The organism is Caulobacter mirabilis (assembly GCF_002749615.1).
Lineage (GTDB): Bacteria > Pseudomonadota > Alphaproteobacteria > Caulobacterales > Caulobacteraceae > Caulobacter > Caulobacter mirabilis.
The window spans coordinates 1,259,224-1,284,798 of the sequence record NZ_CP024201.1 but is presented as its reverse complement, the minus strand read 5'-3'; the positions used below and the strand labels follow the sequence as shown (position 1 = coordinate 1,284,798).

Annotated in this window: 25 protein-coding genes; 13 read left to right on the top strand and 12 right to left on the bottom strand. The window is 70.6% G+C overall.

Annotated elements, in window-relative coordinates; genetic code table 11:
- Nucleotides 1–50: 50 nt before the first annotated feature.
- From CSW64_RS06220 to CSW64_RS06205, 4 genes are all read left to right on the top strand, one after another.
- Nucleotides 51–287 (top strand): BolA/IbaG family iron-sulfur metabolism protein, encoded by a 237-nt coding sequence (locus tag CSW64_RS06220; RefSeq protein ID WP_099621294.1) that lies wholly within the window; start codon nt 51–53, stop codon nt 285–287.
- A 5-nt stretch (nt 288–292) separates the two neighbouring features.
- Nucleotides 293–1,117, top strand: a complete 825-nt coding sequence (locus CSW64_RS06215; protein WP_099621293.1) for an aldo-keto reductase family protein — start codon at nt 293–295, stop codon at nt 1,115–1,117.
- Nucleotides 1,118–1,194: 77 nt separating this feature from the next.
- Nucleotides 1,195–1,539, top strand: a complete 345-nt coding sequence (grxD, locus tag CSW64_RS06210) for a Grx4 family monothiol glutaredoxin (protein WP_099621292.1) — start codon at nt 1,195–1,197, stop codon at nt 1,537–1,539.
- 14 nt (nt 1,540–1,553) lie between these two features.
- Nucleotides 1,554–1,970 (top strand): acyl-CoA thioesterase, encoded by a 417-nt coding sequence (locus tag CSW64_RS06205; protein ID WP_099621291.1) that lies wholly within the window; start codon nt 1,554–1,556, stop codon nt 1,968–1,970.
- Nucleotides 1,971–2,105: 135 nt separating this feature from the next.
- On the opposite strand, the gene CSW64_RS06200 is transcribed toward CSW64_RS06205, so the two are convergent.
- Entirely contained in the window at nt 2,106–2,459 is a 354-nt protein-coding gene (locus CSW64_RS06200; RefSeq protein WP_099621290.1) for a hypothetical protein, read from the bottom strand.
- Nucleotides 2,460–2,524: 65 nt separating this feature from the next.
- Between CSW64_RS06200 and CSW64_RS06195 the strand changes: the two genes are divergently transcribed.
- Nucleotides 2,525–3,670, top strand: a complete 1,146-nt coding sequence (locus CSW64_RS06195) for a serine hydrolase domain-containing protein (RefSeq protein WP_342745845.1) — start codon at nt 2,525–2,527, stop codon at nt 3,668–3,670.
- A 69-nt stretch (nt 3,671–3,739) separates the two neighbouring features.
- Here the strand turns inward: CSW64_RS06195 and rpsD are convergent, their stop codons facing one another.
- Both rpsD and CSW64_RS06185 read right to left on the bottom strand, forming a co-directional pair.
- On the bottom strand, nt 3,740–4,357 hold the full coding sequence (gene rpsD / locus CSW64_RS06190) for a 30S ribosomal protein S4 (RefSeq protein WP_099621289.1): 618 nt from the start codon (nt 4,355–4,357) through the stop codon (nt 3,740–3,742).
- A 178-nt stretch (nt 4,358–4,535) separates the two neighbouring features.
- Nucleotides 4,536–4,946 (bottom strand): ExbD/TolR family protein, encoded by a 411-nt coding sequence (locus tag CSW64_RS06185; RefSeq protein WP_099621288.1) that lies wholly within the window; start codon nt 4,944–4,946, stop codon nt 4,536–4,538.
- A 104-nt stretch (nt 4,947–5,050) separates the two neighbouring features.
- On the opposite strand from CSW64_RS06185, the gene CSW64_RS06180 reads away from it, so the two are divergent.
- The 3 genes from CSW64_RS06180 (at nt 5,051) to CSW64_RS06170 (ending at nt 7,080) form a co-directional block, all read left to right on the top strand.
- On the top strand, nt 5,051–5,719 hold the full coding sequence (locus tag CSW64_RS06180; protein ID WP_172448481.1) for a dioxygenase family protein: 669 nt from the start codon (nt 5,051–5,053) through the stop codon (nt 5,717–5,719).
- 414 nt (nt 5,720–6,133) lie between these two features.
- Entirely contained in the window at nt 6,134–6,586 is a 453-nt protein-coding gene (locus CSW64_RS06175) for a response regulator (protein ID WP_099621286.1), read from the top strand.
- A complete protein-coding gene (locus tag CSW64_RS06170) occupies nt 6,583–7,080 on the top strand; it encodes a hypothetical protein (RefSeq protein WP_099621285.1) in 498 nt (165 codons plus the stop codon). Before CSW64_RS06175 ends, CSW64_RS06170 begins: the two co-directional genes overlap by 4 nt.
- 27 nt (nt 7,081–7,107) lie before the next feature.
- Here CSW64_RS06170 and CSW64_RS06165 read toward each other — a convergent pair whose 3' ends face one another.
- On the bottom strand, nt 7,108–8,526 hold the full coding sequence (locus tag CSW64_RS06165; protein ID WP_172448480.1) for a serine hydrolase domain-containing protein: 1,419 nt from the start codon (nt 8,524–8,526) through the stop codon (nt 7,108–7,110).
- A gap of 206 nt (nt 8,527–8,732) precedes the next feature.
- Here CSW64_RS06165 and CSW64_RS06160 point away from each other — a divergent pair, with 206 nt between their 5' ends.
- The 3 genes from CSW64_RS06160 to CSW64_RS06150 all read left to right on the top strand — a co-directional run bounded on the left by CSW64_RS06160 (nt 8,733) and on the right by CSW64_RS06150 (nt 12,267).
- Nucleotides 8,733–10,169, top strand: coding sequence for an FAD/NAD(P)-binding protein (locus CSW64_RS06160; protein ID WP_172448479.1), 1,437 nt, complete (start codon nt 8,733–8,735; stop codon nt 10,167–10,169).
- A 62-nt stretch (nt 10,170–10,231) separates the two neighbouring features.
- A complete protein-coding gene (locus tag CSW64_RS06155) occupies nt 10,232–11,170 on the top strand; it encodes a hypothetical protein (RefSeq protein WP_099621282.1) in 939 nt (312 codons plus the stop codon).
- A 65-nt stretch (nt 11,171–11,235) separates the two neighbouring features.
- On the top strand, nt 11,236–12,267 hold the full coding sequence (locus tag CSW64_RS06150) for a DUF5700 domain-containing putative Zn-dependent protease (RefSeq protein WP_099621281.1): 1,032 nt from the start codon (nt 11,236–11,238) through the stop codon (nt 12,265–12,267).
- Here CSW64_RS06150 and fghA read toward each other — a convergent pair.
- Nucleotides 12,257–13,102: an S-formylglutathione hydrolase gene (gene fghA / locus CSW64_RS06145; RefSeq protein WP_099621280.1), complete on the bottom strand. Its 846-nt coding sequence runs from the start codon at nt 13,100–13,102 to the stop codon at nt 12,257–12,259. The genes CSW64_RS06150 and fghA overlap by 11 nt on opposite strands.
- A gap of 26 nt (nt 13,103–13,128) precedes the next feature.
- On the opposite strand from fghA, the gene CSW64_RS06140 reads away from it, so the two are divergent.
- Nucleotides 13,129–14,226 (top strand): winged helix DNA-binding domain-containing protein, encoded by a 1,098-nt coding sequence (locus CSW64_RS06140; protein ID WP_099621279.1) that lies wholly within the window; start codon nt 13,129–13,131, stop codon nt 14,224–14,226.
- A 127-nt stretch (nt 14,227–14,353) separates the two neighbouring features.
- Here CSW64_RS06140 and CSW64_RS06135 read toward each other — a convergent pair whose 3' ends face one another.
- The 6 genes from CSW64_RS06135 to CSW64_RS06110 all read right to left on the bottom strand — a co-directional run bounded on the left by CSW64_RS06135 (nt 14,354) and on the right by CSW64_RS06110 (nt 21,723).
- The gene (locus CSW64_RS06135; protein ID WP_099621278.1) at nt 14,354–15,463 is read right to left on the bottom strand and encodes an S-(hydroxymethyl)glutathione dehydrogenase/class III alcohol dehydrogenase; all 1,110 of its coding nucleotides are present in this window, start codon (nt 15,461–15,463) and stop codon (nt 14,354–14,356) included.
- Between the two features lie 101 nt (nt 15,464–15,564).
- A complete protein-coding gene (locus CSW64_RS06130; RefSeq protein WP_099621277.1) occupies nt 15,565–16,644 on the bottom strand; it encodes an NAD(P)H-dependent flavin oxidoreductase in 1,080 nt (359 codons plus the stop codon).
- Between the two features lie 182 nt (nt 16,645–16,826).
- On the bottom strand, nt 16,827–17,966 hold the full coding sequence (locus tag CSW64_RS06125) for an agmatine deiminase family protein (RefSeq protein ID WP_099621276.1): 1,140 nt from the start codon (nt 17,964–17,966) through the stop codon (nt 16,827–16,829).
- A gap of 83 nt (nt 17,967–18,049) precedes the next feature.
- Entirely contained in the window at nt 18,050–19,306 is a 1,257-nt protein-coding gene (locus CSW64_RS06120) for a DUF1254 domain-containing protein (protein WP_099621275.1), read from the bottom strand.
- A 3-nt stretch (nt 19,307–19,309) separates the two neighbouring features.
- A complete protein-coding gene (locus CSW64_RS06115; RefSeq protein WP_099621274.1) occupies nt 19,310–20,578 on the bottom strand; it encodes a DUF1254 domain-containing protein in 1,269 nt (422 codons plus the stop codon).
- A gap of 365 nt (nt 20,579–20,943) precedes the next feature.
- Nucleotides 20,944–21,723 carry an RNA methyltransferase gene (locus CSW64_RS06110; protein WP_099621273.1) on the bottom strand — a complete coding sequence of 260 codons (780 nt, stop codon included), beginning with the start codon at nt 21,721–21,723 and terminating at the stop codon, nt 20,944–20,946.
- A gap of 54 nt (nt 21,724–21,777) precedes the next feature.
- Here CSW64_RS06110 and bla point away from each other — a divergent pair, with 54 nt between their 5' ends.
- Nucleotides 21,778–22,800: a class A beta-lactamase gene (gene bla, locus CSW64_RS06105; protein ID WP_172448477.1), complete on the top strand. Its 1,023-nt coding sequence runs from the start codon at nt 21,778–21,780 to the stop codon at nt 22,798–22,800.
- A 121-nt stretch (nt 22,801–22,921) separates the two neighbouring features.
- Here the strand turns inward: bla and CSW64_RS06100 are convergent, their stop codons facing one another.
- Nucleotides 22,922–25,420 carry an ATP-binding protein gene (locus CSW64_RS06100; RefSeq protein ID WP_099621271.1) on the bottom strand — a complete coding sequence of 833 codons (2,499 nt, stop codon included), beginning with the start codon at nt 25,418–25,420 and terminating at the stop codon, nt 22,922–22,924.
- Nucleotides 25,421–25,575 lie beyond the last annotated feature (155 nt).

Genomic DNA, 25,575 nt, shown 5'->3' with positions numbered 1-25,575 from the left:
GTTAAACTTTGTAACGCATTCAAACACCTGAGTTGGGGAGTGTTTCCGCCGTGCCCATGTCCGCCGCCGATCTTGAGAGCCGCCTGCTCGCCGCCTTCCCGGGCGCCGAGGTGGTGATCACCGACCTGGCGGGCGACGGCGACCACTACAAGGCGCGCATCGTCTCCGAAGCCTTCCGCGGCCTGCCGCGCGTGCGCCAGCACCAGCTCGTCAACAAGGCGCTGGCCGATGTCCTGGGCGGGACGCTGCACGCCCTCGCCCTCGAGACCGCGCCTCCCGCCGAGTAGCGTCGATGCGCTATCGCCCGTTCGGCAAGTCCGGCCAGGTCGTCTCGGCCGTCTCCCTGCTATGCGACGGAAGCGCCCGCCGGTCGGCCCGGGATTGGCGAGACCTGACCGGCGCCGCCCTGGATCTGGGCGTCAACACCTTCGAGCTCGTCGGGGACGCGCCGGCGCTGATCGAAGGCGTCATCGATGTCCTGAGCGAGGTCGAGCGCGAGCTGCTGGTCATCGCCTGGCGGCCGACGATCCCGGCCGCCGCCGCGCGAACGATCGAGGCCCTGCTCGAACAGACCGGCCTGCAGCAGTTCGAGATCGTGATGCTGCCCGGCCCGGCCGACGCCGGCCTCCAGACCCTGCGGACCGAGCGCCGCATCCGCGCCTTCGGCCTGGCGGGCGAGGACGACGCGGCCGACGCCCTGATCGCGGCCGGCGGCCATCAGGTCCTGGCCACGCCCTACACGCCGATCTCCGGCTGGAAGGAGCGCAACCGCATCAAGGCCGCCGCGGCCCGCGACATGGCCGTCTTCGCCCACGACGTCCTGCCCGAGGCCTTGCGGCCCAAACCGGCGCCGATGCTCAAGAAGGCCCTGTTCCGGGACAAGGCGCACCCGCTCGCCGGCGCCGGCTCCTACCAGTTTCTGGACAGCACGCCGGGCTGGACGCCCGAGGAGATCTGCCTGGCCCACGTCCTGACCGAGCCGGCTGTGGCCTCCGTACGGGTCGCGCCCGAGAGCCTGGCCCACCTGCAGGGCTTGGCCGAGACGGCCGAGCGTGACCTGCCCGCCGGGGTGTCCGCCCAGATCGAGATGGCGCGCTTCTCGGTCGCATCCGCTTGACCCGCAAGGGCGCGATGCCTAGCTGATAGCCAGTTTCTCTCTACTGCCCATTTCTCTACTCCGGAAAGGGTCACGCCGTGACCGACGCCGCCGTCGCCAACCCCGCCCAAGACTGGATCGCCGAGACCGTCGCGACCCATCCGGTCGTGCTGTTCATGAAGGGCGAGCCCGAACAGCCCCGCTGCGGCTTCTCCGCCCAGGTGGTGCAGATCCTCGACCATCTCGGCGTCGACTTCGTCGGCGTCGACGTGCTGCAGAGCGACGTCCTGCGCGACGGCATCAAGGTCTACAGCGACTGGCCGACCATCCCTCAGCTGTATGTGAAGGGCGAGTTCGTCGGCGGCTGCGACATCGTCCGCGAGATGTTCCAGGCGGGCGAGCTGAAGCCGTTCCTGGAAGAGAAGGGCGTCCTCGACGCCTGACCCAAGGCCGCGGCATGACCAAGCTGCTGGAGCCGCCGGAGGACCGCCAGGTCTTCGCGCGGACCTTCGCGCCCGTCGACGGCGATATCGACGCCAACGGCCATGTGAACAACGTGGTCTATCTGGGCTGGGTCCAGGACATCGCCATCGCCCACTGGGAAAGCCGCGCGCCCGCCGACGAACAGTCGAAATGGGCGTGGGTCGTCATGCGCCACGAGATCGACTACCGCCGCGCCCTGATGCCCGGCGAGACCGCCCGGGCCCGCACCTGGGTCGGCGAGCGCCGCGGTCCGCGCTTCGACCGCTACGTCCGCATCGACGGCCCTGACGGCCAGATGTGCGCCCAGACCCGCTCGGAGTGGGTCCTCATCGACGCGGCCACGAAACGCCCCGCCCGGGTGCCGGAGTGGATGGAGACGATGTTCACCTAGGCCTGGATGCTCCCCTCTGGGGGAGCTGTCGGCGAAGCCGACTGAGGGGGTGAACGGCGTCGGACGGCGGATCTGCACCATGACCTCCTCCGTCCCGCCTCCGGCGGTCCACCTCCCCCAGAGGGGAGGATCGGGTCAGCGTCCGCCCAGCGGATTCACGACCGCCACCCACGCGCCCTTCGGCAGGCCCAGCTCCTCGAAACTCCAGGTCAGGTCGACCGGCGTCGGCGCGGCCTTGCAGCGGTCGAGCTTTCGCCGGCCAAAGGCCACGGCGTGCCGGCCGCCGCTCTTTTCAACGAAGAAGGCGATCGCCTCCTTGCTGGTGCAGCCGGTCGACAGCAGCCGGATGGTCAGACTGCCCTCCGCCACGCTGGCCGCCAGCAGCGGCTCCAACTCGACCATGCCGGCGTCCGGCGCCGTGTAGACGGCGGTTGTTGCACAGCCGGCCAGCAGCAGGGCCCCGGCGATCAGGAGATGGCGACGGTTCATGACCGCGACCAAAGACGCCGCGTCGAGTCTTGTCTAGGCTCCGTCCGCCATCCTGGAGGACTCCCGTGAAGCTGGCTCCGGTTCTGCTCGCCGCCGCGCTCGCCCTGCCGTCCGCCGCCGTCGCCCGGCCCAAGGACGCCGCCATCGACGCCTATGTCGCCCAGGCCATGGCCAAGGCCGGGTCCCAGGGCCTCGCCCTGGCGGTGATCGACGACGGCCGCGTCGCCTATGTGAAGACCTACGGCAAGCGCAACGCCCAGGGCGATCCGTTGACCCCGGATACGGTCATGTACGGCGCCTCGCTGACCAAGGCGGTGTTCGCCTGGACCGTGCTGCAGATGGTCGACGACGGCCTGCTGGATCTGGATCGGCCGATCGCCGAATACCTGCCCAGGCCCCTGCCCGAGTACGTCGGCCAGGCGAACCGCTACTCGGCCTGGGACACGCTGTCGGACGAGCGGTGGCGCAAGATCACGCCGCGTATCCTGCTGACCCACAGCGGCGGTTTCGCCAACTTCTACTGGCTGGAGCCGGACCGGAAACTGCACATCCATTTCGATCCCGGCTCGCGCTACGCCTACTCGGGCGACGGACTGATGCTGCTCCAGTTCGCGATCGAACAGGGCTTGGGCCTGGACCTGGGCCTGGAGATGCAGCGCCGGGTGTTCGACCGCTACGGCATGAAGACCAGCAGCGTGATCTGGCGGCCCGACTTCGCGACGAACCTGGCCGACGGCTGGGACAAGGACGGCAAGCCCGAACCGCACGACCAACGCGGCAAGGTGCGCGCCGCCGGTTCGCTGGACACCACGATCAACGACTTCGCCCGGTTCTCGGCCGCCGTGGCCTCGGGCGAAGGCCTGTCGCCGAAGATGCGCGCGGAGTTCGCCAAGGCGCAGCTGCCGATCACCACGGCGACCCAGTTTCCGCCGCTGCAGGACGAACTGCCGCCCGCCGCCCGCAAGAAGGGCCTGGCCGCCGGCCTCGGCGTGGTGACCTTCGAGGGCCCGCAGGGACGCGGCTTCTTCAAGGGCGGCCACAACGACGTCACCGGCAACACCTGGGCCTGCGTCGATAAGACCCGCGACTGCGTGGTCCTGCTCAGCAACGACGTCCGCAGCGAGACCGTCTATGCGGACCTGGTCCGGTTCATCCTCGGCGACGCGGGCGCCCCCTACGACTGGGAGTACGGCGACCAGGCCGGCAAGTAGCCGCCCAGGCAAAAGGGCCCGGAGATCGCTCTCCGGGCCCTTCGCTTGTCGATCCGAATGGTCGGCGTCTTACGACGCGTAGAATTCGACCACGAGGTTCGGCTCCATCTTCACCGGGTACGGCACTTCGGCCAGTTCCGGCGCGCGGACGAAGGTCGCCGACATGTGGCGGGCGTCCACGGTGATGTAGTCGGGGGTGTCGCGCTCCGACGAACCCAGGGCTTCGAGCACCAGGGCCATGTTGCGGGACTTTTCACGGACGCTGACCACGTCGCCGGCCTTCACGCGGTAGGAGGCGATGTTGACGCGCTTGCCGTTCACCAGCACGTGGCCGTGGTTGACGAACTGGCGGGCCGCGAAGACGGTCGGCACGAACTTGGCGCGGTACACGACCGCGTCCAGACGGGCTTCCAGCAGGCCGATCAGGTTCTCCGAGGTGTTGCCCTTGCGACGGGCGGCCTCGGTGTAGGTCTTGGCGAACTGCTTTTCGGTCAGGTTGCCGTAGTAGCCCTTCAGCTTCTGCTTGGCGCGGAGCTGGAGGCCGAAGTCCGAGATCTTGGACTTGCGGCGCTGGCCGTGCTGGCCGGGGCCGTAGGAGCGCGAGTTGACGGGGGACTTCGGACGACCCCAGATGTTCTCGCCCATCCGGCGGTCGATCTTGTACTTGGCGCTGTGGCGCTTGGACATAGTGTCACTTTCACTTCGACGCGGGCCGGCTCCTCCCCAATGGAGGCGCGATCTCAACGGCGGCCAGGCATCAACCCGTCATGTATTCCCGCGCCGACGGCGGACCGGCGGCGTTGAAGCGGCGGCTTATGGCGGAGGGGGGCCGGAGAGTCAATGATCACGGGCCGGCCGGCCGCCGCTAGCCGATCTCCTCGTTGATCACCCCGATCTCGGCGGCCAGCCCGACGCTTTCGATCTGGCGATAGAGGGCGAAGACCGCGCCGTACTGGACGTCGGCGTCGGCCCGGACCCAGATGCCCGGCGCGCGCTCCAGGGCGGCGAGATGCCGGAGCTCCGTCGCGAAGGCCGCGCGCGGCATGCGGCGCTCGTTCAGCGAGACCGAACCGTCGCTGTTGGCGGACACCACCAGGACCTTGGACCGAGCGCCATGATCAACGCCCGCTGGCGGCAGATTGCAGCCCGGATGATCGAGGTCGAAGGCCTCCACTTCCGACGGAGGCCAGCCGACCGTCGCGGTCACCGCGAACAGCGCCAGCAGCACGCCCACCATCGGCGTCAGGTCGATCCGGCTGAACAGCTTGCCCGGCATGATCCCGCCTCCCTGCGGCCAGCCTGCGCGCGCCGTCCAGGATGTGCAAGCATGCGCTCGGCGCGCAACCGGGATATCGTCGATACTCCACCGGACACGCCGCCATGACCCCGACGCCGAAACCCCACCGACGCCTGACTCTGCTGGGCCTGGCCGCGATCGGCGGCGCGGGGGTCTGCGGCTGCAGCCCGGCCGCGAGCGCGCCGGCCAAGACGGCGGCCGCCGGCAAGGCGCGGCCCGACCTCTACAGCTGCGAAGGCTGCCAGGCGGTCCTGGAGCGCGATCCGGCCACCCTGCCCGCCCGCCTGCGTCTGGCGGAGGCCGGCCAGCCGGGCGAGCGGATGGTCCTGACCGGCCGGGTGCTGACCGTGGACGGCGCCCCGGCGCCCGGCGTGGTCATCTACGCCCACCACACCAACGCCGACGGGTACTACGCCGACGGAACGCCCGAGACGGAGTGGAGCCGCCGGCACGGGCGGCTGCGCGGCTGGGTGAAGACCGGCGCCGACGGCCGCTACGGCTTCGACACCATCAAGCCGGCGCCCTATCCCGACCGGACCATGCCGGCCCACGTCCACCTGTTCATCCAGGAGGCCGGCCGCCCGCCCTACTACATCGACGACGTGGTCTTCGCGGGCGAGTTCAAGGTCGACGACGCCTACCGGGCCAAGCAGGAGCTGCGCGGAGGCGGGGGCATCGTGACCCTGACCCGCGATGGGGCCGGCGTCTGGCAGGCGCGCCGCGACATCCGGCTGGAGCGGCGTCCGAGCTAGGGTCCCGACTCAATTGGGGCCTCGGGATTTCAAAGCCTCAGCCACGTCCTTTCAGCCCGTCGTCCCGGCGAAGGCCGGGATCCAGCTCGTAGGGCTGTAGTTTGATGTGAAATCTTCTGGCGCCGAGCCTGAAACTGGATCCCGACCTTCGTCGGGATGATCGGTATTGAATACACAATACCCAAGACCGACCCGATCATCAGATTTTACCATTGTAAAATCAGCTTCAACGTTGTCACAATTACAACTCACTGCAAACACTTGACTCTATAAACACTGACTTAACTCAGATTTCGTCGCATTGGCCGGTCCAATATCGGGGCGAAATCCGTGGCAAATGTACTCCAATACAACAGAATCGACCTCTCCGAGGCGTCCGCGCTCGTTTGCGAGCCCAGCGCGACCGAGCAGGACATGCTCGTCGCGATGCTCGGCGGCTTCGGCCTGAGACGGGTCCAGAGATCCCGCTATCCGAGCCAGATCCCGCTTTGGACGGAACAGGGTTTCGACCTGATCTTCGTCGGCGTGACCGCCATCAACCTGCACGAGCTGGACAGCATCTCGGCGCTCCGACGCTCGGTCGACCACCCCTCCCGCACGGCGCCGGTGGTGGTGATGTCCAGCTACACGCCCCGGTCCCTGATCGAGCGCGCTCGGGAGGCCGGCGCGACCTTCGTGCTGAGCAAGCCCCTGCAGGCGCGGACCGTCTTCGACCGCATCCTCTGGCTGGCCAAGACGCCTCGCGAGTTCGTCGACATGGACGCCTACTTCGGGCCGGATCGGCGAATGCGGGACGACGGGCCGCCGCTGGGCGAAGCGGACCGGCGAGCAGGCGATCCTCTCGACCACGCCGCGGCGATCCGATGAGGCCGCGCGCGTCCAAGGCCGTGGACGGCCCCCGCCTTCTCACGTCCGGCAACACCCTGGCCGGTTTCCTGAGGGAGCGTCGCGGCCTGGACTCACGCGCCGCCGTCTCGGCCGCGAACCGGGCCGTGGCCGGGCGCCGCGAGCAGGCCGTCGCCGAGATCGACCGCCTGGTCGGCGTGCTTCACGCCGAGCTGCACTTCCTGCGCGGCTACGGTCGGATCGGCGCCAGCGCGCCGGACCTCTACATGGCGGCCGAAAGGATCGCCGGACTGGCCGGGCTGTTCGGACGGCCCGAGCTCGGCGAAGCCGCCGCGGGACTATGCGAACTGCTGGCCGGCCACGACCCGCCGTCGCCGACCCGGACGCGGATCCATCTCGAAGCCATCGTCCTCATCTTCGCCGACCGCGCCGCGGCGGATGAATTGCTGCGCCCGCTGAAGCTGTTGCGGCGCCGCCGCGGCGCCGCCGGCGACGCGGGAGACGAAGACGGCTAGGTCGCTCGGCCCCAGGGCCGCTGGAGACTACTTCGTCAGGGTCTCGCCGAACACCCTGGCCTTGTCGCGTCCGTCCTCGGTCTTCGAGAACTCGGCCTTTATGCCCAGGTCGACCGAGACCATGGTCGTCGGCCCGATCGGGACGAAGCCGAATTCGCCGCGCGGCGTGACGAAGACCAGCCGCCCATCGACCAGCTTGGCGGGAAAGACCATGCGCTTGTCCCCCTCGCCCACGCTCCAATCCCCGACGCGGGAGGCCAGAACGTCCGGCGGCAGGGCGTGGGGCTGATAGACCTCGGGCCTGTAGTCGGGCCAGTCGTAGGTGCGAGCCACCGCGCGCAGGATCTCACGCGCCAGCAGGTCGCCGGCCTCGCCGTTGGTCATTACCGCCACGCCGTCGCCCGAGCCGGGGTGGATGACCCAGTTGGCCTTGAAGCCGCGATTCGCCCCGCCGTGGATCAGGGCGAAGGCTTCCCCTTCGCCTTGCAGGCCGACGCCCAGGCCGTAGCCGTCCTTCACTTCGGTCGCCATGGCCTTGACCGTCCCGGGCTTGAGCATGCCGCCGGCCTTGCCCTGCCAGCCCCGGGACAGGGCGATGCCGAACCGCGCCAGGTCGGTCGGCGTGGTCCAGAGCCCGGCCGCCGCATGCTCCGGATAGGTGTGCCAACCGCCAGGGATGGTCCTGCCGTCGCGGCCGTGGGCGAGCGCGAAGGCGCCCATGTCCGGCCGGGCGTAGCCGCTGGCCGCCATCCCGGCCGGTTTGAACACGCGCTCGGCCAGGATGTCGGGGAAGGGCTTGCCGGCGGCGTCGATCATCACCTGCTCGGCGATCTCGTAGCCGCCGCCGGAGTACTTCCAGCGCTCGCCGGGCCTAGCCTCGAAGGTGATCGCGGGGTTGCTGGCCGGCGCCTTGCCGTCCAGAAGCTGCGTCAGCGTCGGAACGGCCGCGCCCTGGGCGTAACCCGGAAAGCCGTGCTGGCTGGTTCCGCCGGTGTGGGACAGCAGATCGCGCAGGGTCAGCGGCCGCTCGGCCGTGTAGGGATTGGCCGGCAGGGTCCAGGTCTTCAGGACCTTGCTTACGTCGCCGTCGAGGCTGAGCTGGCCGGTCTCGACCAGCGACAGGGCGCCGGCCGCCGCGACCGGCTTGCTGATCGAGGCCGCCTGGAAGCGGGTCCGGGCCGTCACCGGCGCCGGCTCGCCCGCCGCCAGCACCCCGTAGCCCTTGGCCCAGACGATCTTGCCGTCGTCGACCACCGCGATGCTGACGCCTGGGACCTTCCAGTGCGCCATCCGCGACTCGAGGGACCAGGTCTCCGGCCGATCCCCGAACACCGCCGCGCCCATGAGGCCGGTCTCGACCCGGCGCTGGCGATCCGGGTCCGCGGCGACGGCGGCCGTCGCCGACAGGGACAGCCCGACCACGCACCCCAGCAGAAGCAGACGCATGTCACCCCTCCGATGTATCGACGGTATCCGACGCATGGCCGATGGGGCGGTCAAGAGCTCCGCGCCGAGCCTGGCCGAGAATTGGTCCGAACTGCATTGGCCCTGCACCGCTCGACCTGGACTGCATCGGGGTCAAATCGCTATCCAGACTCGCCCCCGACCGCTACATCACCGGTTCGGGCATCCACTTCGAATCCTCAGGGCCGATGGCTTTCGAACCGCCCGCCGGCAGCCGTGCGGCCGTCGCCATCGTAGGCGGCGGCTTCAGCGGGACTTTGCTGGCGTTGAAACTCGCCGCCGCGCGACCCGAAGGGCGCGTCCTCCTGATCGAGCCGTCGAACCGGCCGGGCCGGGGGCTGGCCTATGGCGCCTGCGCGCCCTCGCACCTGCTGAACGTGCCGGTGGCGCGGATGGAGGTCGGGCTGACGCCGACCTTCGCCGATTGGCTGGCCGCCCATGGCGGCATGGACGAGGCCCTGGCCGAGAGCGGCGGCGACATGGCGGCCGCCTTCGCGCCGCGCGCGCTGTGGGGGCGCTATCTGGCCGACCAGCTGGCGGCCGCCCGGGCCTCGGGCGCCGTGACCGTGCTGCGCGGCGAGGCCGTGCGGATGCTCGACGCGCCCCGCCGCGGCCTGGTCCTGCGCGACGGCCGCGAGGTCGAGGCGGAGACGGTGGTGCTGGCCACCGGCAACCTGCCGCCGCGCCCGCCCCTGCCCGCGGACCATTGGCTGCAGGACGATCCGGCCTTCGTCGTCGATCCCTGGGACCGGACGGCGCTGGAAGGGCTCGATCCCGACGCCCCGGTGCTGCTGATCGGGACCGGCCTGACCATGGTCGACATCGCCCTGAAGCTGACCGAGGACGGCCACCGCGGGCCGATGGTCGCCGTCTCGCGCCGCGGCCTGCTGCCCCGCGCCCACCGCTACGGCGGCGCCTGGCCGACCTTCCTCGCGCCGCACCTGCCCGCCGGCCCGGCCGTGCTGTCGCGGATCATCCGCGCCGAGATTCGCAAGGCGGTGGCCGAGGGCCAGCCCTGGCAGCGGGTCATCGACGCCGTGCGCCCCTACATCGGCCGGATCTGGGCCGAATGGACTCCGGCTGACCGCAGCCGCTTCCTGCGCCATCAGCGGGCGCGCTGGGACGTCTTCCGCCACCGCATGGCGCCGCGCATCGCCGCCGGCATAGAGACCCTGACGGCCGAGGGCCGGCTGACGGTCAAGGGCGGCCGGCTGCGCGACTGGCGACGCGACGGCGACCGCTTGGCCATCACCCTGCATCCCCGCGGCGGCGGCGCGGCGGAGACCCTGGCGGCGGCGCGGGTGATCAACTGCACCGGCCCGCGCAGCGACCTGAAGGGGCTGGAGGTCCCGCTGTTCGCCGACCTGGCCCGCCGAGGCCTGATCGCGCCGGACGCCCTGGGCCTGGGACTGGAGACCGCCGACTGCGCCGTGCTGTCGGCCAGGGGCGAGGCTTCGACCTGGCTCCACGCCGTCGGCCCGCTGACCCGGCCGGCCTGGTGGGAGATCACCGCCGTGCCCGAGATCGCCGCCCAGGTCGACGGCCTGGCCCATGTGCTGGCGCGCGACGTCGACCATGCGCCGGCCCTGGCGACGGTGTTCCTCGACCTCGGCGCCGGAATCTAGCCCGCCGCCAGGTGACGGCGAATTAAGTTGCCCGATCCTGTCCGCGCCGCGACCTAGCGCGCATGATGATCAGCAGACGAACCACCCTCGGCCTCCTCGCCGCCTCGGCCGCGACCGCCGGCAGCGCCGCGGCCGTCGAGCCCGCGGCCTCGACGCTCGTGATCAAGGACCTGTCGCCCAAGTTCCTCGCCTTCTACGAGGCGGCGACGCGGGAGAAGGCCGATCCGGACCGCCGCTGGGCGCTGTGGAAGGAGCTCTACGGGTTCGCCGCCGTGCCGCCGACGCCGGAGGGCCAGGCCATGGCCCGCCGCCTGCTCGACGCGGCCTGGGACCGCTATCCGACGGTGATGGACCGCATCCGCGCCGGCGCCGCCGGCATGACCCCCTCGCCCCAGTCGGCGCTCGACCAGGTCGTCGGCCTGCTGAAGCCCGACAAGCCGGTGACCATCACCCTGCTGGCCTATGTCGGCGGCCTGGAGCCGAACGCCTTCACCGCCGGCGACAGCAAACGGCCGGTCGTGGCCATCCCCATCGAGATGGACCCGGGCATGCGGGCCTACATCCTGCCCCACGAACTGACCCACGCGGTCCAGATCGGCATGGGCGTGAGTTCCGGCGCCTGGGAGCGCAGCATCGGCGTCACCGCGCTGAGCGAGGGCCTGGCCATGCGCGTCGCGCACGCCCTGCATCCGGACCGGTCGCCCGAGGAGATCACCTCGCACCGCCCGGGCTGGTTCGCCGAGGCGACCGCCAAGCGGCGCCAGATCCTCGCCGATGTGCGGGACGCCGCCGCGCTGTCCGGCTCGGACGACGTCCACCGCTTCACCATCGGCAAGGGGCCGGCCGGGATCGAGCGCGAGGCCTACTACGCCGGCTGGGTCGTGGTCGGAGCGTTGCACGACCAGGGCCTCAGCTGGGCGCAGATCGCCCGCATCCCCGAGGCCGACGCCCCGGCGCGCTTAGCCGCGGCGATCGACGCCCTGCTGGCTGCCAAAACCTGAGGCGAGTCTGCTAGGCGATCGGGCCGGGCGGGCGTAGCCATAGGGCTCCGCGAGAGGCCTGGAGCATGACCGCCGACTGGACCCTGACCCGACGTCGCCTGGGCGTGATGGCGGCGGCCGGATTGATCGCTCCGTCCGCCGCCGCGCAGGCGTCGGGCGTCGCGTTGGACGTCGATCAGGCCGAGGCGGCGCTGGCCATCCTGGACGCCCTGAACGCCGGCCGGCCCCTTGGCGAGACCGACTGGCGCCGGCTGTTCGAGAGCGCCGGTCACCATCGCCTGAAGGCCCGCGAGGCGAGCCTGGGCCGCGCCTTCTCGGACGACGACATGCGCGCCTTCCTGACCGCGCCGGAAAGCCGCGCCAGGGCCGCCGACCTGCGCCGGACGCTGGCCGCCTGGCGAGAGACGCCGGTCGACGGAGCCGCCGCTCTGGCGAGGGCCTATCTGCCGCCCGGGACGACGCTGCGCGCGACCGTCTTCCCGGTCATCAAGCCGAAGGCCAACTCCTTCGTCTTCGACCTGAAGGGTGATCCGGCGATTTTCCTGCACCTCGACCCGAAGGTGTCGGCAGCCAAGGCGCGCAACACCATGGCGCACGAACTGCATCACATCGGCATGGGCGCCGTCTCGCGGATCGCCAACCCGCCGGGGACGCCGCCCGGGGTCGCCCAGCTGCGCCGCTGGACCAGCGGCTTCGGCGAAGGCCTGGCGATGCTGGCGGCGGCCGGCGGACCGGACATCCATCCGCACGCCGTCAGCGAACCGGCCGAACGCGCCGAATGGGACGCCAACGCCGCCCGGTTCCCCGAACTGCTGGCCGAGCAGGACGCCTTCTTCCTGCGGGTGCTGGACGGAACCGCCGGCGAGGCTGCTGCGGTCGACGCCAGGATGACCGGCTACTTCGGAACCCAAGGCGCCTGGTACACGGTGGGCTGGCGCATGGCCGTGACCGTGGAGCGCGCTCTGGGGCGGCCGCGGCTGATCGCGGCCTTCCGGGACGGCTGGGTGCTGGCGGCCTACAACACCGCCGCCGCCAGGACGGACCTGCCCCGGTGGACGCCGCGCCTGGCCGCCGCGATCACGCCTGCTAGCGCCTGAGCTTGGCCGCGTGCCAGGCCAGGTGGTCGGCGATGAAGGTCGCGATGAAGAAGTAGCTGTGGTCGTAGCCGGGCTGACGGCGGACGGTCAGCTTCTGGCCGGCCGCCTTGGCCGCCTGTTCCAGCAGTTCGGGCTTCAGCTGCTCGGCCAGGAAATTGTCGGCCAGGCCCTGCTCGACGAGGATGTCGTCGAACCTGCCCTTGGCCACGCCCGCCTCGATCAGCAGGGCGGCGTCATGCTCTCGCCACCGGCGCTCGTCCGCGCCGAGATAGGCCTCGAACGCCTTCCGGCCCCAGGGGCAGCGCGTCGGCGAGGCGATCGGCGCGAAGGCCGACACCGTCTTGAACAGGTTCGGATGGCGCAGCGCCAGGGTCAGCGCGCCATGGCCGCCCATCGAATGGCCCATGATCCCGCGCCGCCCGGCATGGACCGGAAACGCCGCCCCGACCGCCTCGAGCAGGTCCCGGACGATGTAGGTCTCCATCTGGAAGTGCGGTTTCCACGGCGCCTGGGTCGCGTCGACATAGAAGCCAGCCCCTTGCCCAAGGTCGTAGCCCGGGTCATCGGCCACGCCCTCGCCGCGCGGGCTGGTGTCTGGAGCCAGGATCGCGATCTCCAGATCCGAAGCCGCGCCGTAGGCGTTGGCCTTGGCGGTGAAGTTCTCCTCGGTGCAGGTCAGGCCGGACAGCCAGGTGACCATCGGGAACGGCCCCGGACCGTCCGGCAGGAACAGGCTGAACCGCATCGGAACGCCGGTCGCGGCGGCGGCGTGGCGGCAATAGCGGAGCGTTCCGCCGAAGGTGCGGTGTTCGGAGAGGATTTCGACTGAAGACATGACGGGCGCAATGTAGCCTGCGGCTCATGACGGCCAAGCCACAAACACTCGATACGCGAACCCTGAACCGGACGCTGCTGGCGCGGCAGTGGCTGCTGGAGCGCCGGCAGGCGCCCATCGTCGAGGCCATCGACTGGCTGAACGGCCTCCAGGCGCAAGAGGCGCGGCCGCCCTTCATCGCCCTGTGGTCTCGGCTGCAGGCGTTCCGGCGCGAGGCCCTGCTGGGCGCGCTCGCCGACCGCAGCGTGGTCAAGGCCACCTTCACCCGCGGCACGCTGCACCTGGTCAGCGCCGGCGACTACGTCGCCTTCCGGTCCACGCACGCCCTGATGCTCGAGGCGGCCATGCGCCCGGAGATGAGCGAGATCACCAAGGTGGTCCCGATCGCCGACGTCGTCGCGGCGGGCCGCGCCGCACTGGAGGCGGGGCCGCTTGCCTTCGCCGACCTGCAGACGGTGCTGGCCGAGCGTTGGCCCGGCCTGAACGGGCGCCACCTGGCCTACGCCGTGCGGCTGAACCTGCCGCTGGTCGCCATGCCGCACGACGGTCCTTGGGGCGGCAAGGCCGGCGGGGCCTTCGCCCTGGCCGATCGGTGGCTGGGCCGCGCGCCGGACCCGAAAGCCGATGTCGAGGGCCTCGTGCGCCGCTACCTGGAGGCCTTCGGCCCGGCGACGGTCGCCGACATCCAGACCTTCACGGCGATGAAGAGCCTGAAGGCGGTCGTCGACGGGATGGCGCTGGCCGCCTACCGCAACGAGGCCGGCAAGACGCTGTACGACGTGAAGGACGGACCGGTCGCCGACGGCGGGACGCCGGCTCCGGCGCGGTTCGTGGCCGACTTCGACGGGATCATGCTGGGCCACGCCGACCGGGCCCGGGTGATCGCCGAGGAGGATCGCAAGCGGCTGTGGAACCAGAACCTGCGGGTGCCGGCGGTCTTTCTGGTCGACGGCTTCGCGGCCGGAAGCTGGAGCCTGACGGCGTCCAAGACCAAGGCCGTGCTGACCGCGACGCCGTTCGGGACGCTGACGAAGGCCGCCAAGGACGACCTGACCGCCGAAGGCGAGGCCCTGCTGCGCTTCCTGGCGCCGGAGGCGAAGACGGTGGAGGTGGTGTTTGCCTGATCCTCTCCCCTGGGAGAGGGGGACCATCCCGCAGGGATGGTGGAGGGGGTCAAACGCCGAGGCCCCTCTCCACCATCCCTGCGGGATGGTCCCCCTCCCCCGATGGGGGAGGATCAGATTGAGAGGATCAGAACACCACGACGGACCGGATGCTCTCGCCCGCGTGCATCAGGTCGAAGGCCTTGTTGATGTCTTCGAGCGGCAGGGTGTGGGTGATCATCGGATCGATCTCGATCTTCCCGTCCATGTACCAGTCGACGATCTTGGGCGTGTCGGTGCGGCCGCGGGCGCCGCCGAAGGCCGTGCCCTTCCAGACCCGGCCGGTGACCAGCTGGAACGGCCGGGTGGCGATCTCCTTCCCGGCCTCGGCCACGCCGATGATGATGCTCTCGCCCCAGCCGCGGTGGCAGGCCTCCAGCGCCTGGCGCATGACCGTGACGTTGCCGGTGGCGTCGAAGGTGTAGTCCGCGCCGCCGCCGGTCAGTTCGACCAGATAGGGGACGATGTCGCCGTCGACGGCCTTGGGGTTCACGAAATGGGTCATGCCGAAGCGGCGGCCCCAGGCCTCGCGGGCCGGGTTGATGTCGACGCCCACGATCATGCCGGCCCCGACCATCTTCAGGCCCTGGATCACGTTCAGGCCGATGCCGCCCAGGCCGAAGACGATGCAGTTGGCGCCCGGCTCGACCTTGGCCGTGTTGGTCACCGCCCCGACGCCTGTGGTCACGCCGCAGCCGACGTAGCAGGCCTTGTCGAACGGCGCGTCCTTGCGGATCTTGGCCAGGGCGATCTCGGGCAGGACCGTGTGGTTCGCGAAGGTCGAGCAGCCCATGTAGTGGTGGATGGTCCGGCCCTTGTAGGAGAAGCGGCTGGAGCCGTCCGGCATCAGGCCCTTGCCCTGGGTGCCGCGGATCGCCGTGCAGAGGTTGGTCTTGCGGGAAAGGCAGCTTTTGCACTGCCGGCATTCGGGCGTGTAGAGCGGGATCACATGGTCGCCGGGGACCACGCTGGTCACGCCGGGGCCGACTTCCAGAACGACGCCGGCGCCTTCGTGGCCCAGGATCGAGGGGAAGATGCCCTCGCTGTCCAGCCCGTCCAGGGTGTAGGCGTCGGTATGGCAGATGCCGGTGGCCTTGATCTCGACCAGCACCTCGCCGGCGCGCGGGCCTTCCAGGTCGACCTCGACGATCTCCAGCGGCTTCTTGGCTTCGAAGGCGACGGCGGCGCGGGTTTTCATGAGGCGACTCCTGTGGACCTGGTCGCCTTATAGCCGGTTCGCTGTCCCCGGGGACATGTTCGCGAAGCGTACGTGTCCCCGCAGAAGGGGACACGGACCGGCTATCGCCGGACCATGTCCCCCAGGCGATCGCTCGCCGCCCTCGCCTCGGCCCACCAGCGTTGCACCAGCACGCCCGAGGCGCCCGGCGTCGCCAGGGTGACCGCCTGTCCGGCCCAGAGCGACAGCATGTCGGCCACGCCGGCCTTGGCGGCCTCGGCGCGCAGCTCCCTGGTCAGGCGGTTCTGCACCGGATAGGCCGGGACCTCGTCCTCGACGGCGCGCATCTCGCGCATGAAGCGGTTCTCGAGGCCGCGGGCGTGACGGCCGCTGAAGGCGCGGGTCAGGGCCGTGGCCTCGTCCTCGGCGGTCGCGACCGCGTCGCGCCACGGCGCGCTGATCGCCGTCTCGTCAGCCAGCAGGAAGGCGGTGCCCATCTGGACCGCGCTCGCGCCCAGGGCCAGGGCGGCGGCGACGCCCTGGCCGTCCATGATCCCGCCGGCGGCGATCACCGGGACCTCGACCGACCGCCGGATCGTCGCGACCAGGGCCAAGGTCCCGACCAGGCTCTTGTCGACCGGGGCCAGGAAGTGGCCGCGATGGCCGCCGGCCTCATAGCCCTGGGCCACGACGGCGTCGGCGCCCACGGCCGCCCAGGCGCGGGCCTCGGCCACGGTGGTCGCCGTGCCGAACACCAGGGTCCCGCGCGCCTGCAGCGTCGCGACCTGCTCCGGCGTCAGGGTGTCGAAGGCGAAGCTGGCGACCGGCGGGGCGGCGCGGACCACGGCCTCGAACTGCGCCGTGAAATCAGGCGCGAAACTGTTGGGCGCGGCCGGCTCGGGCAGGCCCAGCTCGGCGCGCCAGGGGGCCAGGCGGGCGATGGCGCGGTCGACCTCGTCGGCGGGGGGCTCCGCCCGGCCCAGCACGAACAGGTTCATGGCGAAGGGCGCATCCCCGAGGTCGGCCCGCATTCGCGCGGCGTCGGCCTCGATCTCGTCCGGCGCCGAGCCGGCGCTGGCCAGCGACCCCAGCCCGCCCACGGCGCCGACCGCTCGGGCCATCTCATAGGACGATGCGCCCAGCATCGGCGCCTGGATGATCGGGATCGGCAGGCGGGCGAGGAGGTCGGCGGCGCGGGTCATGAGGGAAAGCTAGGGACGGCGCCGACGCGACGCCACCCCTTCCTCCCTCCTTCCGGACAACGGGGACACGTACCGGTAAGCCGGAACATGTCCCCGGAGATGAGCGGGGACATGCTCCGAAGGTGCGTGTCCCCCACCCCTTGGGAAACGGGACGCGTACCTGCGGAACACGCCCCCTTCCGCTACCCCGCCCGCACCATGTTCTTGCTGACGCAGTGGATGCCGCCGCCGCCGGCCGCGATCGGGTCGATGTCGATCTGCACCACTTCACGCCCCGGATAGAGCCGGGTCAGCAGGTCCTTGCAGTAGCCGTCCGCCGCCGCGTCGCCGAACTCCGGCGCGATGACCGCTCCGTTGATCGGCAGGTAGTTGATATAGCCGGCGGCGAAGTCCGGGTTGCGCTGGCGGAAGACGCTGCGGCGCGGCTTCAGCGGCGGCGGCAGGGTATGGACCTCCAGCGGCCGGCCGTCGGCGTCGGTCGCGGCCTTCAGAATCTCCAGATGCCGGCGGGTCACGGCGTGGTCGTAGGACTGCGGGTCGTTGTCCAGGTTGGCGATCACCACCCCGGGCGTCACGAAGCGGGCGTAGAAGTCGACATGGGCGTCGGTGATGTCCATGTCCTTGATGCCCGGCAGCCAGATGATCTTGCGCAGACCCAGCAGCGTCTTCAGCTCGGCCTCGATGGCGTCGCGGGTAAGGCCGGGGTTGCGGTTGTCGTTGACCCAGCAGCTCTCGGTCAGGATCGCCGTGCCGTGGCCGTCGACCTCCAGGCCGCCGCCCTCGCCGGTCAGGCGGCTCTGGATGTAGTCCACGCCCAGCGTCTCGCTCAGGACCTTGGCCGCGCGGCCGTCCCGGGCGGCGGACTGCTTGCCGCCCCAGCCGTTGAAGTTGAAGTCGACCAGTCCGAGCTTGCCGTCGCGTTCGACGAAGACGCCGCCGTAGTCGCGCACCCAGACGTCGTCGAGCGGCAGCGTCAGGTAGGTCGTGTTCTTCTCGCCGCAGGCTTCCTTGGCCTCCGCGGCCTGGTCGGGCCGGCAGAGCACGGTCACCGGCTGGAACTCGGCGATGGTGCGGGCCAGTTCGGCGATGGTCTCGTTGACGTCCTCGGCGATGTCCTCCCAGACGGCCGGCGCCGCGGCGTAGGACACGAACACCCGCGCCTGCGGCAGGTGCTCGTCCGGCATGCGCCAGCCGGCGCCCGGCTTGGCGGCCGGCTTGGCCGCCGGCGCACAGCTGGCGGCGCCTCCGACGCCGAAAGAAGCCGCAAGGGTGATCCCGGCGGTCGCCGAGAGCTGTTGAACGCAGTGTCTACGAGTGGTCATGGCCTGTCTGCGGGTCTCGCCCGCCGGGTTGATCGGACCCGAGGGGTAGCCCGCCCCGTCCCCAAGAGCGAGGACGGGACTCCCTATGGTGGGGACGAGGCCTCCTGGACCGCCGGCAGACGATAGCGGCCGTCGAGCAGTTCGGCCTTCGGCAGATAGCCGCGCATGAACAGGGCGAAGGGCCCGGCCGGGGCCGGCAGCCAGTTGCTCTCACGCTCGGGCGAGGGCCGCTCATGACCGATCCAGAGGTCCAGCGAGCCGTCGTCGTTCCACTTCAGCCCCGCCGTGCGGTCGCCGATGGCGTAGCGACCGAGGGGGTTGTCCGTGAAGTAGAACTGCCCCTCCGGCGTGATCTCGTACATCGACAGCGACCAGAAGCTGTTCACCGGGATCTGACGGTCGGCCGGGATGTGCAGCCGCCAGTTCCGGGTTCCATCGAAGGCCCCGCCCCCGCCCGGCGCGCCGGCGCGCAGATAGGTGGCCTCGACCAACGGCAGCGCCGCCAGCCCGCCCAGCGCCACCGCGGCGCGGAAGCCGTAGTCCTGTCCGAAATCGCCCAGCTTGCTGGCCGGATAGGCCCAGCCCTCGATGAAGGTGTCGCCCGACAGGCCGCCGCCCGATCGGGCCGCCTTGCGGGCGTCCTCCACTCCGGCGGCGATCTCGGCCTGCTCGGCCTCGCTGAAGCGGGACGGGTCGAACCGCCCCTCGCCCAGGCCCAGCGGCGCGATGCGGGCCCGCATCGCCAGGTCGGTGACCGGCGGCGGGTTCTGGGCCATCAGGACATCGGCGGAAGCGAAATACTCGGGCCAGGAGTCGACGCGCTTGGCGTGGCCGGCGAAGGGCGGGACCTCCGGTCCCTGGGCGGAGAAGCCGAGCTGGACCTTCTGAGCGGCCTCGAAGTCGTGCGGTCCCTCGACCAGGATCCGGGCCAGGGCCCAGACGTGGCGGGTCGGGGCGCGGACGACGTTGCGCCCCTCGGCCGCCGCCTCGGGCCCGACCAGGGTGAAGACGTCGCCGCCGGTCCCGGTCGTCCGCGTGCCCAACACGGCGAAACTGTTGCTGTAGGCGTCCATCAGCTGCAACGAGACGTAGCGCTCGCCCGACGGCGGAACGGTCAGGGTCACCGGTCCCGCCGACAGGTCCAGCTGGGCGGTGGCGTAGAGGGTGTCGTTGTTCGGCGTCGTCACCGCGCGGGAGCGGTGGTCGGCCAGTTTCCGCATCGCCCCGAAGGTGTTCGGCTGCGAGCCGACCAGCTGTCCGACGCTGCGGACGGCGGCGATCTCGATCAGCGGCAGGACGTAGAGCCAGGCCTCGCGGGCGGCGGCGCGCAGGTCGGTCATGGCTCAGGCCTTCGCGACGGCGGGCAGGCGCCAGCGGCCGTCGAGCAGCTCGGCCCGCGGCAGGTAGGTGCGCATGGTCATCGAATAGGGTCCCGACCTGGGCGCCGGCAGCCAGTTGGCGCTGCGCTCGCCGCCCGGGTCGCTCCGGCCGATCCAGAGGTCGATCGAGCCGTCGGCGTTGCGCTTCAGGCCCTTGGTGCGGTCGCCGATCGAGTAGCGGTTCAGCGGATTGGCGGTGAAGAACTGCTGGCCGTCCTCGACCACCTCGTACATCGACAGCGACCAGAAGGCGTCGAGCGGCATCTGGGCCGGCAGGCTCAGGCGGTAGAGGTCGTCGCCCTTGAACAGGCCGCCGCTGTCGCCCTCGGCCCGCATGTACATGGCCTCCGCCACCGGCAGGGCGCCCAGGCCCAGCAGGGCGATGATGGCGCGGTAGAGGTAGTCCTGGTCGTAGTCGCCCAGGTTCGGGCGGGTATAGCTCCAGCCCTGGACGTAGCCCTGACGCCCCTTGGCCATCTGGGCGATCATCCGCGCCTGCTGGACGCCGGCGGCGGTCTCGGAGCTGTCGAGCTTGATCGTCCTCAGCCGCGCCAGCATGCGACGGTCGACAGCCGGCGGCGGATCAGCCTCCAGCAGCTTCAGCATCGAGGCGAAGTAGTCGGCCGGCTGGGCCTCGCGCGGCGCATAGACGGGCGTCGTCGCGCCGGCCGGACCGGTCAGCTTGAACCGGTCCTGCAGGGCATGGGTGACCGGCAGGTCGTCGCCGCCGTCGGTCAGCAGCCGCACCAGCAGCCAGGCGTGCGGGGTCGCCGCCCGGATTGTCTCCGGCCCGCCCCCGGCCTGGCCCGGCCCGACGATGGTGAAGGTCCCGCCCTGCGGCCCGACCGTGCGGGTTCCCAGCACGGCGTTGTTGTTGGTGTACATGTCCATCAAGGCCACCGACCAGTAGCGGTCCAGCGGCGGGACGGTCAGCGTCACGGGCCCCTGCGACAGGTCCAGCCAGGCGAACGAATACAGGGTGTCGTTGTTCGGCGTGGTGACCGTCCGGAACCGGTCGTCGGCCAGCTGGCGGGTGTGCTGCAGGCGGTTGATCCCGCCGCCGCCCTTCAGGTGCCGGGCCCGGGTCGTGGCCATCTCGATCAGCGGCAAGCCATAGAGCCAGAGGTCGCGCGCCGTGGCGGTCGGGTCGGCCGCGCCCGGCGCCGCCTGGGCCAGCGCCTGCGGCGCGATCCCCGCCGCGGCGAGGGCGAGGAAGAGTTCCCGACGGTTCATGGACGTGCTCCCGATCCTATGGCCGGGGCTTAATGTTACCCCTTGGTCTCATTTGTATCGAAAGCGCTCCGACGCGCAAGCCCGCATCTCTCTCCGTCATGGCCCGACGTGTTCGGGCCACCCATGAACACAGGCGAATGGGAGGATGCACAGCGGATCGGCCGCGCCCTTCTGGGTCGGCTCATCGGCCTTGCGAGAATGAAACTTGGACCAACCGCATCTCCGCCGCTCGTCCCCGCGAAGGCGGGGATCGAAGCCGAGCTTGGACTTATCAAGCTGGCGGAATGATCGATCTCAGCTTGGGTCCCCGCCTTCGCGGGGACATACGGTGTTGGAGAGGATCTCGAACCGTAAGGGGTTGACCCCTACCCCTCGCCCTTCTCAGCCTTCTGGCGCGCCAGCTTTTCCAGGACGCGGCCCCGCCCCTTCGACAGGGCGGTGATCACGCCGCGCCAGGTGCGGACCTCCTGGTCGGTGAAGCGGGCGCGGCCCAGCGAGACCCGCAGGTTGCGCACCATCGACGGCCGCTTCTCGGGCGGATGGAAGAAGCCGGCCTCGTCCAGCTGGCCTTCGAGCTGTTCGTACAGGCCGACCATCGACTCCATGTCGGCGGGCTCGGCGATGTTATGGGCGAAGGCCTCGCGCGGGCGGTCGAACACGCCCATTCGCCATTCGTAGGCGTTGATCGCGACGGCCTGGGCCAGGTTCAGCGAGCGGAACCGGTCGTCGATCGGGATGGTGACGATGCCGTGGCAAAGGGCGATGTCGCCCGTCTCCAGCCCCGCCCGTTCGCCGCCGAACAGCAGGCCGACGCCCTGCCCCGCCTCGCTGGCGGCCTTCAGCTCGGCCGCGGCCTCGCGCGGCGTGATCACCGGCAACTGGGTCTCGCGCGGTCGAGCGGTGGTGGCGTAGACCAGCCGCAGGTCGGCGACCGCGTCCTCCAGCCGTTCGAACACCTGGGCCCCGTCCAGCGGCCAGTTGGCCCCCGAGGCGCTGGCCCAGGCCCGCTCCTGCGGCCAGCCGTCCCGCGGCCGCACCAGGCGCAGGTCCGAAAGGCCGAAGTTGGCCATGACGCGGGCGACCGCGCCGATGTTCTCGGCCAGCTGGGGCTCGTTGAGGATGACGACGGGGGACTTTGCTTCCATTCCCCCTGATAAGCCGTTCCCCCAGACGGGGCAAAGGGCGCTATGAAGAGACTCATGCGCCTCTTCGCCCCGCTCGTCCTGCTCGCCGTCGCCGTGCTGGTCGCCGCCTGCGAACCGACGACGCCGCGCACCGGAGCCAAGACGCCTGAGCTGGACGCCGCCCTGCTCGACAAGGAGATCGCGGTCATCGCCGACAGCGTCCAGCCGGCCGAGCTCGAGGTGGCCGTGCAGAACCTTGAAGGCGGGGAGATGTGGGCCTGGAACGGTCAGAAGGCCTTCCCCCTGCAGAGCGTGTTCAAGATGGTTCTCGGCGCGGCGGTCCTCGCCGAGGTCGACGCCGGGCGGCTGGCCCTGGATGATCAGATCACCCTGACCGAGGCGGACATCTCGCCGCCCTACAGCCCGGTGGCGGACGCCTGGCCCGAGACCGAGACCTACACGGTGCGCGAGCTCCTGGAGAAGGCGGTCGGCGACAGCGACAACACCGCCGCCGACGTGCTGATGAAGCGGATCGGCGGGCCGGGCGCGGTCACGGCCTGGCTGCGCGCCAAGCGCATCAAGGAGTTCCGGGTCGACCGCTATGAGCGCGAACTGCAGCCCGAGAGTCAGGGTCTGGGCTCGTTTCGTATCGCCTGGAAGAGCTGGCCGGCCTGGGTCGCCGCCCGCGACGAGATTCCGGAGGCCGCCCGCCGCAAGGCGCAGCAGGATTACCTCGCCGACCCGCGCGACACCGCCACGGCGTCCGGGGTGCTGAACTTCCTGCGACAGCTGTCGGCCGGCGAGCTGCTCAAGCCGGCGTCGACCCAGCTGCTGCTCAAGATCATGACCGACAGCCCGACCGGAGAGGAACGGCTGAAGGCGGGCCTGCCGCCGGGCGCGACCATCGCCCACAAGAGCGCCACGGCGGCGACCGACCTGGGCCTGACCCTGGCCACCAACGACGTCGGCGTCGTCACCCTGAAGGACGGCAGGCGCTACGCCGTGGTGGTGTTCCTGGCCGCCTCCTCGCAGGACGACCCGACGCGGGACGCCGCCATCGCCGAAGCCATGCGCGTGATCGTGAAGGCGGCGGGGTAGGTGCGTCCTTCGAGACGCTCGCTTGAGGCTCGCTCCTCAGGATGACGAATTCAGAGCGCTACTGAACGCGTCATGGTGAGGAGCCGGGCCTCAGCCCGGCGTCTCGAACCACGCACTGCCCCTACCCCGCCGCCCGCTCGCTCTCCTCGCCGCGCTCACGAGGCGCCATGGCCAGGGCCGCGACCAGCTGGGCCGGGCGCAGGGGCTTGGCGATGTGCAGGTCGGCGCCGGCCGCGATCGCCGCCTCGACGTGCTCGTCCATGGCGTTGGCGGTGACCATGACGATCAGCGCCGGCGACCGGCCCAATGCAGCCTCGCGGGCGCGCAGTCGCCGGGTGGCGGTCAGACCGTCCATGACCGGCATCTGCATGTCCATCAGGACGGCGTCGAACCGCCGCTGCTCGGCGGCGGCCACCGCCTCTTCCCCGTTTCCGACCAGGGTCAGCTCGACCCCGAACGGCTCGAGAATGATCTGAACCACCTTCTGATTGGTCGGGTGATCCTCGGCGACCAGCACCCTCAGCCCCTCGAGACTCATTTCGGCGTCCTGATCCGGGTCGGCCCGCTCCGCCGCCGCCAGATCCGCCCGAAGCAGCGGCAGCACCACGGTGAAGGCCGCCCCTTCGCCAGGTTCAGCCGCCGCGTCGATCTCGCCGCCCATCATCTGCGCCAGGGCGGCGCAGATCGACAGGCCCAGCCCCGTGCCGCCGAACCGACGGGTGATGGAGTCGTCGGCCTGCTCGAACCGCCGGAACAGCCGGGCCCTGGCCTCGGCGTCGAACCCGACCCCGGTGTCGCGCACCACGAAGCGGAGTCGCCCCTCGCCGTCGAGGTCGACGTCCAGAGCCACTCCGCCCCGCTCCGTGAACTTCACCGCGTTGCCGAGCAGGTTGGACAGGATCTGGGCGATCCGGCCGCTGTCGCCCGACCAGCCGCCGCGCGCCTCCGGCGCGACCGTCCAGGTCAGGGCCAACCCCTTGGCCTCGGCGGCGGCGCGATGCAGGTCGGCCATGCCCGAGACCGTCTCGACCAGATCGAACGGCGCCGGCGACAGGCGGAACTGGCCGGCCTCGATCTTGGAGACGTCGAGGATGTCCCCGAGCACCTGCTCCAGCAGGCGGCCGGAGGAGGACACCAGCCCCGCCAGCTCCCGCCGACGGTCCCGGTCGTCGGTCTCGGCCAGCTGGTCGGTCAGGGCGATGACCCCGTTCAGCGGCGTGCGCAGCTCGTGAGACATGTTGGCCAGGAAGGTCGACTTGGCCTTGTTGGCGCGCTGCAGCTCGGCGGTGCGGGCGGCGACCCGATCCTCCAGCGATCGAAGCAGCTCGTCGTTCCGCTGGCGCTGGCCGCGCAGCATCCGCGCCAGGGCGCCGATCTCGTCGGCGCGCTGCTCGACGCCCTCGGCGCAGCCGGCGGCGCCGCCGCGCGTGTTGGACAGGATTTCCAGGGGAGCGACCACCTCGCGGTTGACGATCCGCACGAGCAGCACCGCCTGGGCGACGATGCCGAGCAGGCCGAACAGCAGCACCCAGGAGGCCGTCAGCGCCGCCGAGCGCACGACGTCCGCCGTCGGCAGACTCATGACGAAGTACCAGTCCGGCTCCTTGAGGTGACCATAGGCGATCATCTGGTCGCGATACTCGAACGCCCCCGACTCCGTCCCACGGGCCCGGATCGCCTTCACCAGGTCGGCGACGCCGCGACTCTTCTCCTGAGCCTCTAGTTCGTCCGGGCTGACCACACCGCCGCGGCCCATGCCGGGCGCGCCGATCAACTCGCCGTCGGCGGAGACGATGATGTTCTCGCTGCCCGCCGCCGATCGGCCGACCGCTTCGAGCAGATAGCTGTCGAGCGTCACCGTCGTGCCCCAGGCGCCGACATGCCGGCCGTCGATGTCGATCGGGGTCATGCAGGCGGTGGTCAGGGCCTTGCCGCTGGGATCGCTCAGCAGCTTGCGCAGCTTGGTGCAGCGCATCACCCGCGCCGGGTTCGCCGTCGGCCGGGTGATCTCGGTCATTTCTTCCTTCTGGAAGCCGAAGTCCGCCGGCGCGTCCCGCCGATAGTAGAGCAGCCGATCCTTGCGCTCGGGCCCGTACATGATCAGCCGGTTGTCGGTGCTGAACATGTAGAAGTTGTCGTAGCGGGCGCGCTGCGCCTCGCCGACCATGGAGGCCACTTCCAGCACCGCCAGGTACAGCGCCTTCTCGTCGTTGGTGACCGCGGCGCCGTTCGCCATGAACGATCCCATGCCGTAGATGTAGTCGGTCTCGCTGCGCAGCCGGCCGTCGAACAGATCGGGGGCGCTGCGGCGCGTGCCGTCAGGCTGCAGCGGGAACAGCTCCTGGAAACGCGCATCAAGCGCTCGCCCGCGCAGCAGGCCATAGCGCAGCATCAGCGCGCGGTTGGCGTCGGCGTGGACCTTGACCAGTTCCGAGAACAGCCGGTCCTCGGTCTGGGCGCGTTCGGTGACATAGAGCTTCAGGTGCTCGACCTGGTGGGCGATCGACGCCTTCTGGACGAAGAAGAAGGTGGCCAGGCTGGTCAGCCCCGTCACCACGATCGAGAGCACGACCACGATGCCGAGCAGCTTGCGCGCAAGGGGCTTGGCGACGGCGATCATCGAGACGGCGGCTCTCCTTAGGGAACCCTGTTCTACGAGCGATCCCTGAATAGGCCGTTGATTTGGCGGAGGGTTTGTCCGGGGTGCGACAATCGGACTTCTCCCTGTCACCGCGAGCGGCTATAGCCCTGCGCACCGCGCGCCCGTCCGGCCCT

Excerpts from the sequence above, each read along its gene's own strand:
- CSW64_RS06215 (WP_099621293.1), top strand. The coding sequence starts at position 293 with ATGCGCTATCGCCCGTTCGGCAAGTCCGGCCAGGTCGTCTCGGCCGTC.
- CSW64_RS06205 (WP_099621291.1), top strand. The coding sequence starts at position 1,554 with ATGACCAAGCTGCTGGAGCCGCCGGAGGACCGCCAGGTCTTCGCGCGG.
- CSW64_RS06200 (WP_099621290.1), bottom strand. The coding sequence starts at position 2,459 with ATGAACCGTCGCCATCTCCTGATCGCCGGGGCCCTGCTGCTGGCCGGC.
- rpsD (WP_099621289.1), bottom strand. The coding sequence starts at position 4,357 with ATGTCCAAGCGCCACAGCGCCAAGTACAAGATCGACCGCCGGATGGGC.
- CSW64_RS06185 (WP_099621288.1), bottom strand. The coding sequence starts at position 4,946 with ATGCCGGGCAAGCTGTTCAGCCGGATCGACCTGACGCCGATGGTGGGC.
- CSW64_RS06180 (WP_172448481.1), top strand. The coding sequence starts at position 5,051 with ATGACCCCGACGCCGAAACCCCACCGACGCCTGACTCTGCTGGGCCTG.
- CSW64_RS06175 (WP_099621286.1), top strand. The coding sequence starts at position 6,134 with ATGCTCGTCGCGATGCTCGGCGGCTTCGGCCTGAGACGGGTCCAGAGA.
- CSW64_RS06170 (WP_099621285.1), top strand. The coding sequence starts at position 6,583 with ATGAGGCCGCGCGCGTCCAAGGCCGTGGACGGCCCCCGCCTTCTCACG.
- CSW64_RS06165 (WP_172448480.1), bottom strand. The coding sequence starts at position 8,526 with ATGCGTCTGCTTCTGCTGGGGTGCGTGGTCGGGCTGTCCCTGTCGGCG.
- CSW64_RS06160 (WP_172448479.1), top strand. The coding sequence starts at position 8,733 with ATGGCTTTCGAACCGCCCGCCGGCAGCCGTGCGGCCGTCGCCATCGTA.
- CSW64_RS06155 (WP_099621282.1), top strand. The coding sequence starts at position 10,232 with ATGATGATCAGCAGACGAACCACCCTCGGCCTCCTCGCCGCCTCGGCC.
- CSW64_RS06150 (WP_099621281.1), top strand. The coding sequence starts at position 11,236 with ATGACCGCCGACTGGACCCTGACCCGACGTCGCCTGGGCGTGATGGCG.
- fghA (WP_099621280.1), bottom strand. The coding sequence starts at position 13,102 with ATGTCTTCAGTCGAAATCCTCTCCGAACACCGCACCTTCGGCGGAACG.
- CSW64_RS06140 (WP_099621279.1), top strand. The coding sequence starts at position 13,129 with ATGACGGCCAAGCCACAAACACTCGATACGCGAACCCTGAACCGGACG.
- CSW64_RS06135 (WP_099621278.1), bottom strand. The coding sequence starts at position 15,463 with ATGAAAACCCGCGCCGCCGTCGCCTTCGAAGCCAAGAAGCCGCTGGAG.
- CSW64_RS06130 (WP_099621277.1), bottom strand. The coding sequence starts at position 16,644 with ATGACCCGCGCCGCCGACCTCCTCGCCCGCCTGCCGATCCCGATCATC.
- CSW64_RS06125 (WP_099621276.1), bottom strand. The coding sequence starts at position 17,966 with ATGACCACTCGTAGACACTGCGTTCAACAGCTCTCGGCGACCGCCGGG.
- CSW64_RS06120 (WP_099621275.1), bottom strand. The coding sequence starts at position 19,306 with ATGACCGACCTGCGCGCCGCCGCCCGCGAGGCCTGGCTCTACGTCCTG.
- CSW64_RS06115 (WP_099621274.1), bottom strand. The coding sequence starts at position 20,578 with ATGAACCGTCGGGAACTCTTCCTCGCCCTCGCCGCGGCGGGGATCGCG.
- CSW64_RS06110 (WP_099621273.1), bottom strand. The coding sequence starts at position 21,723 with ATGGAAGCAAAGTCCCCCGTCGTCATCCTCAACGAGCCCCAGCTGGCC.
- bla (WP_172448477.1), top strand. The coding sequence starts at position 21,778 with ATGCGCCTCTTCGCCCCGCTCGTCCTGCTCGCCGTCGCCGTGCTGGTC.
- CSW64_RS06100 (WP_099621271.1), bottom strand. The coding sequence starts at position 25,420 with ATGATCGCCGTCGCCAAGCCCCTTGCGCGCAAGCTGCTCGGCATCGTG.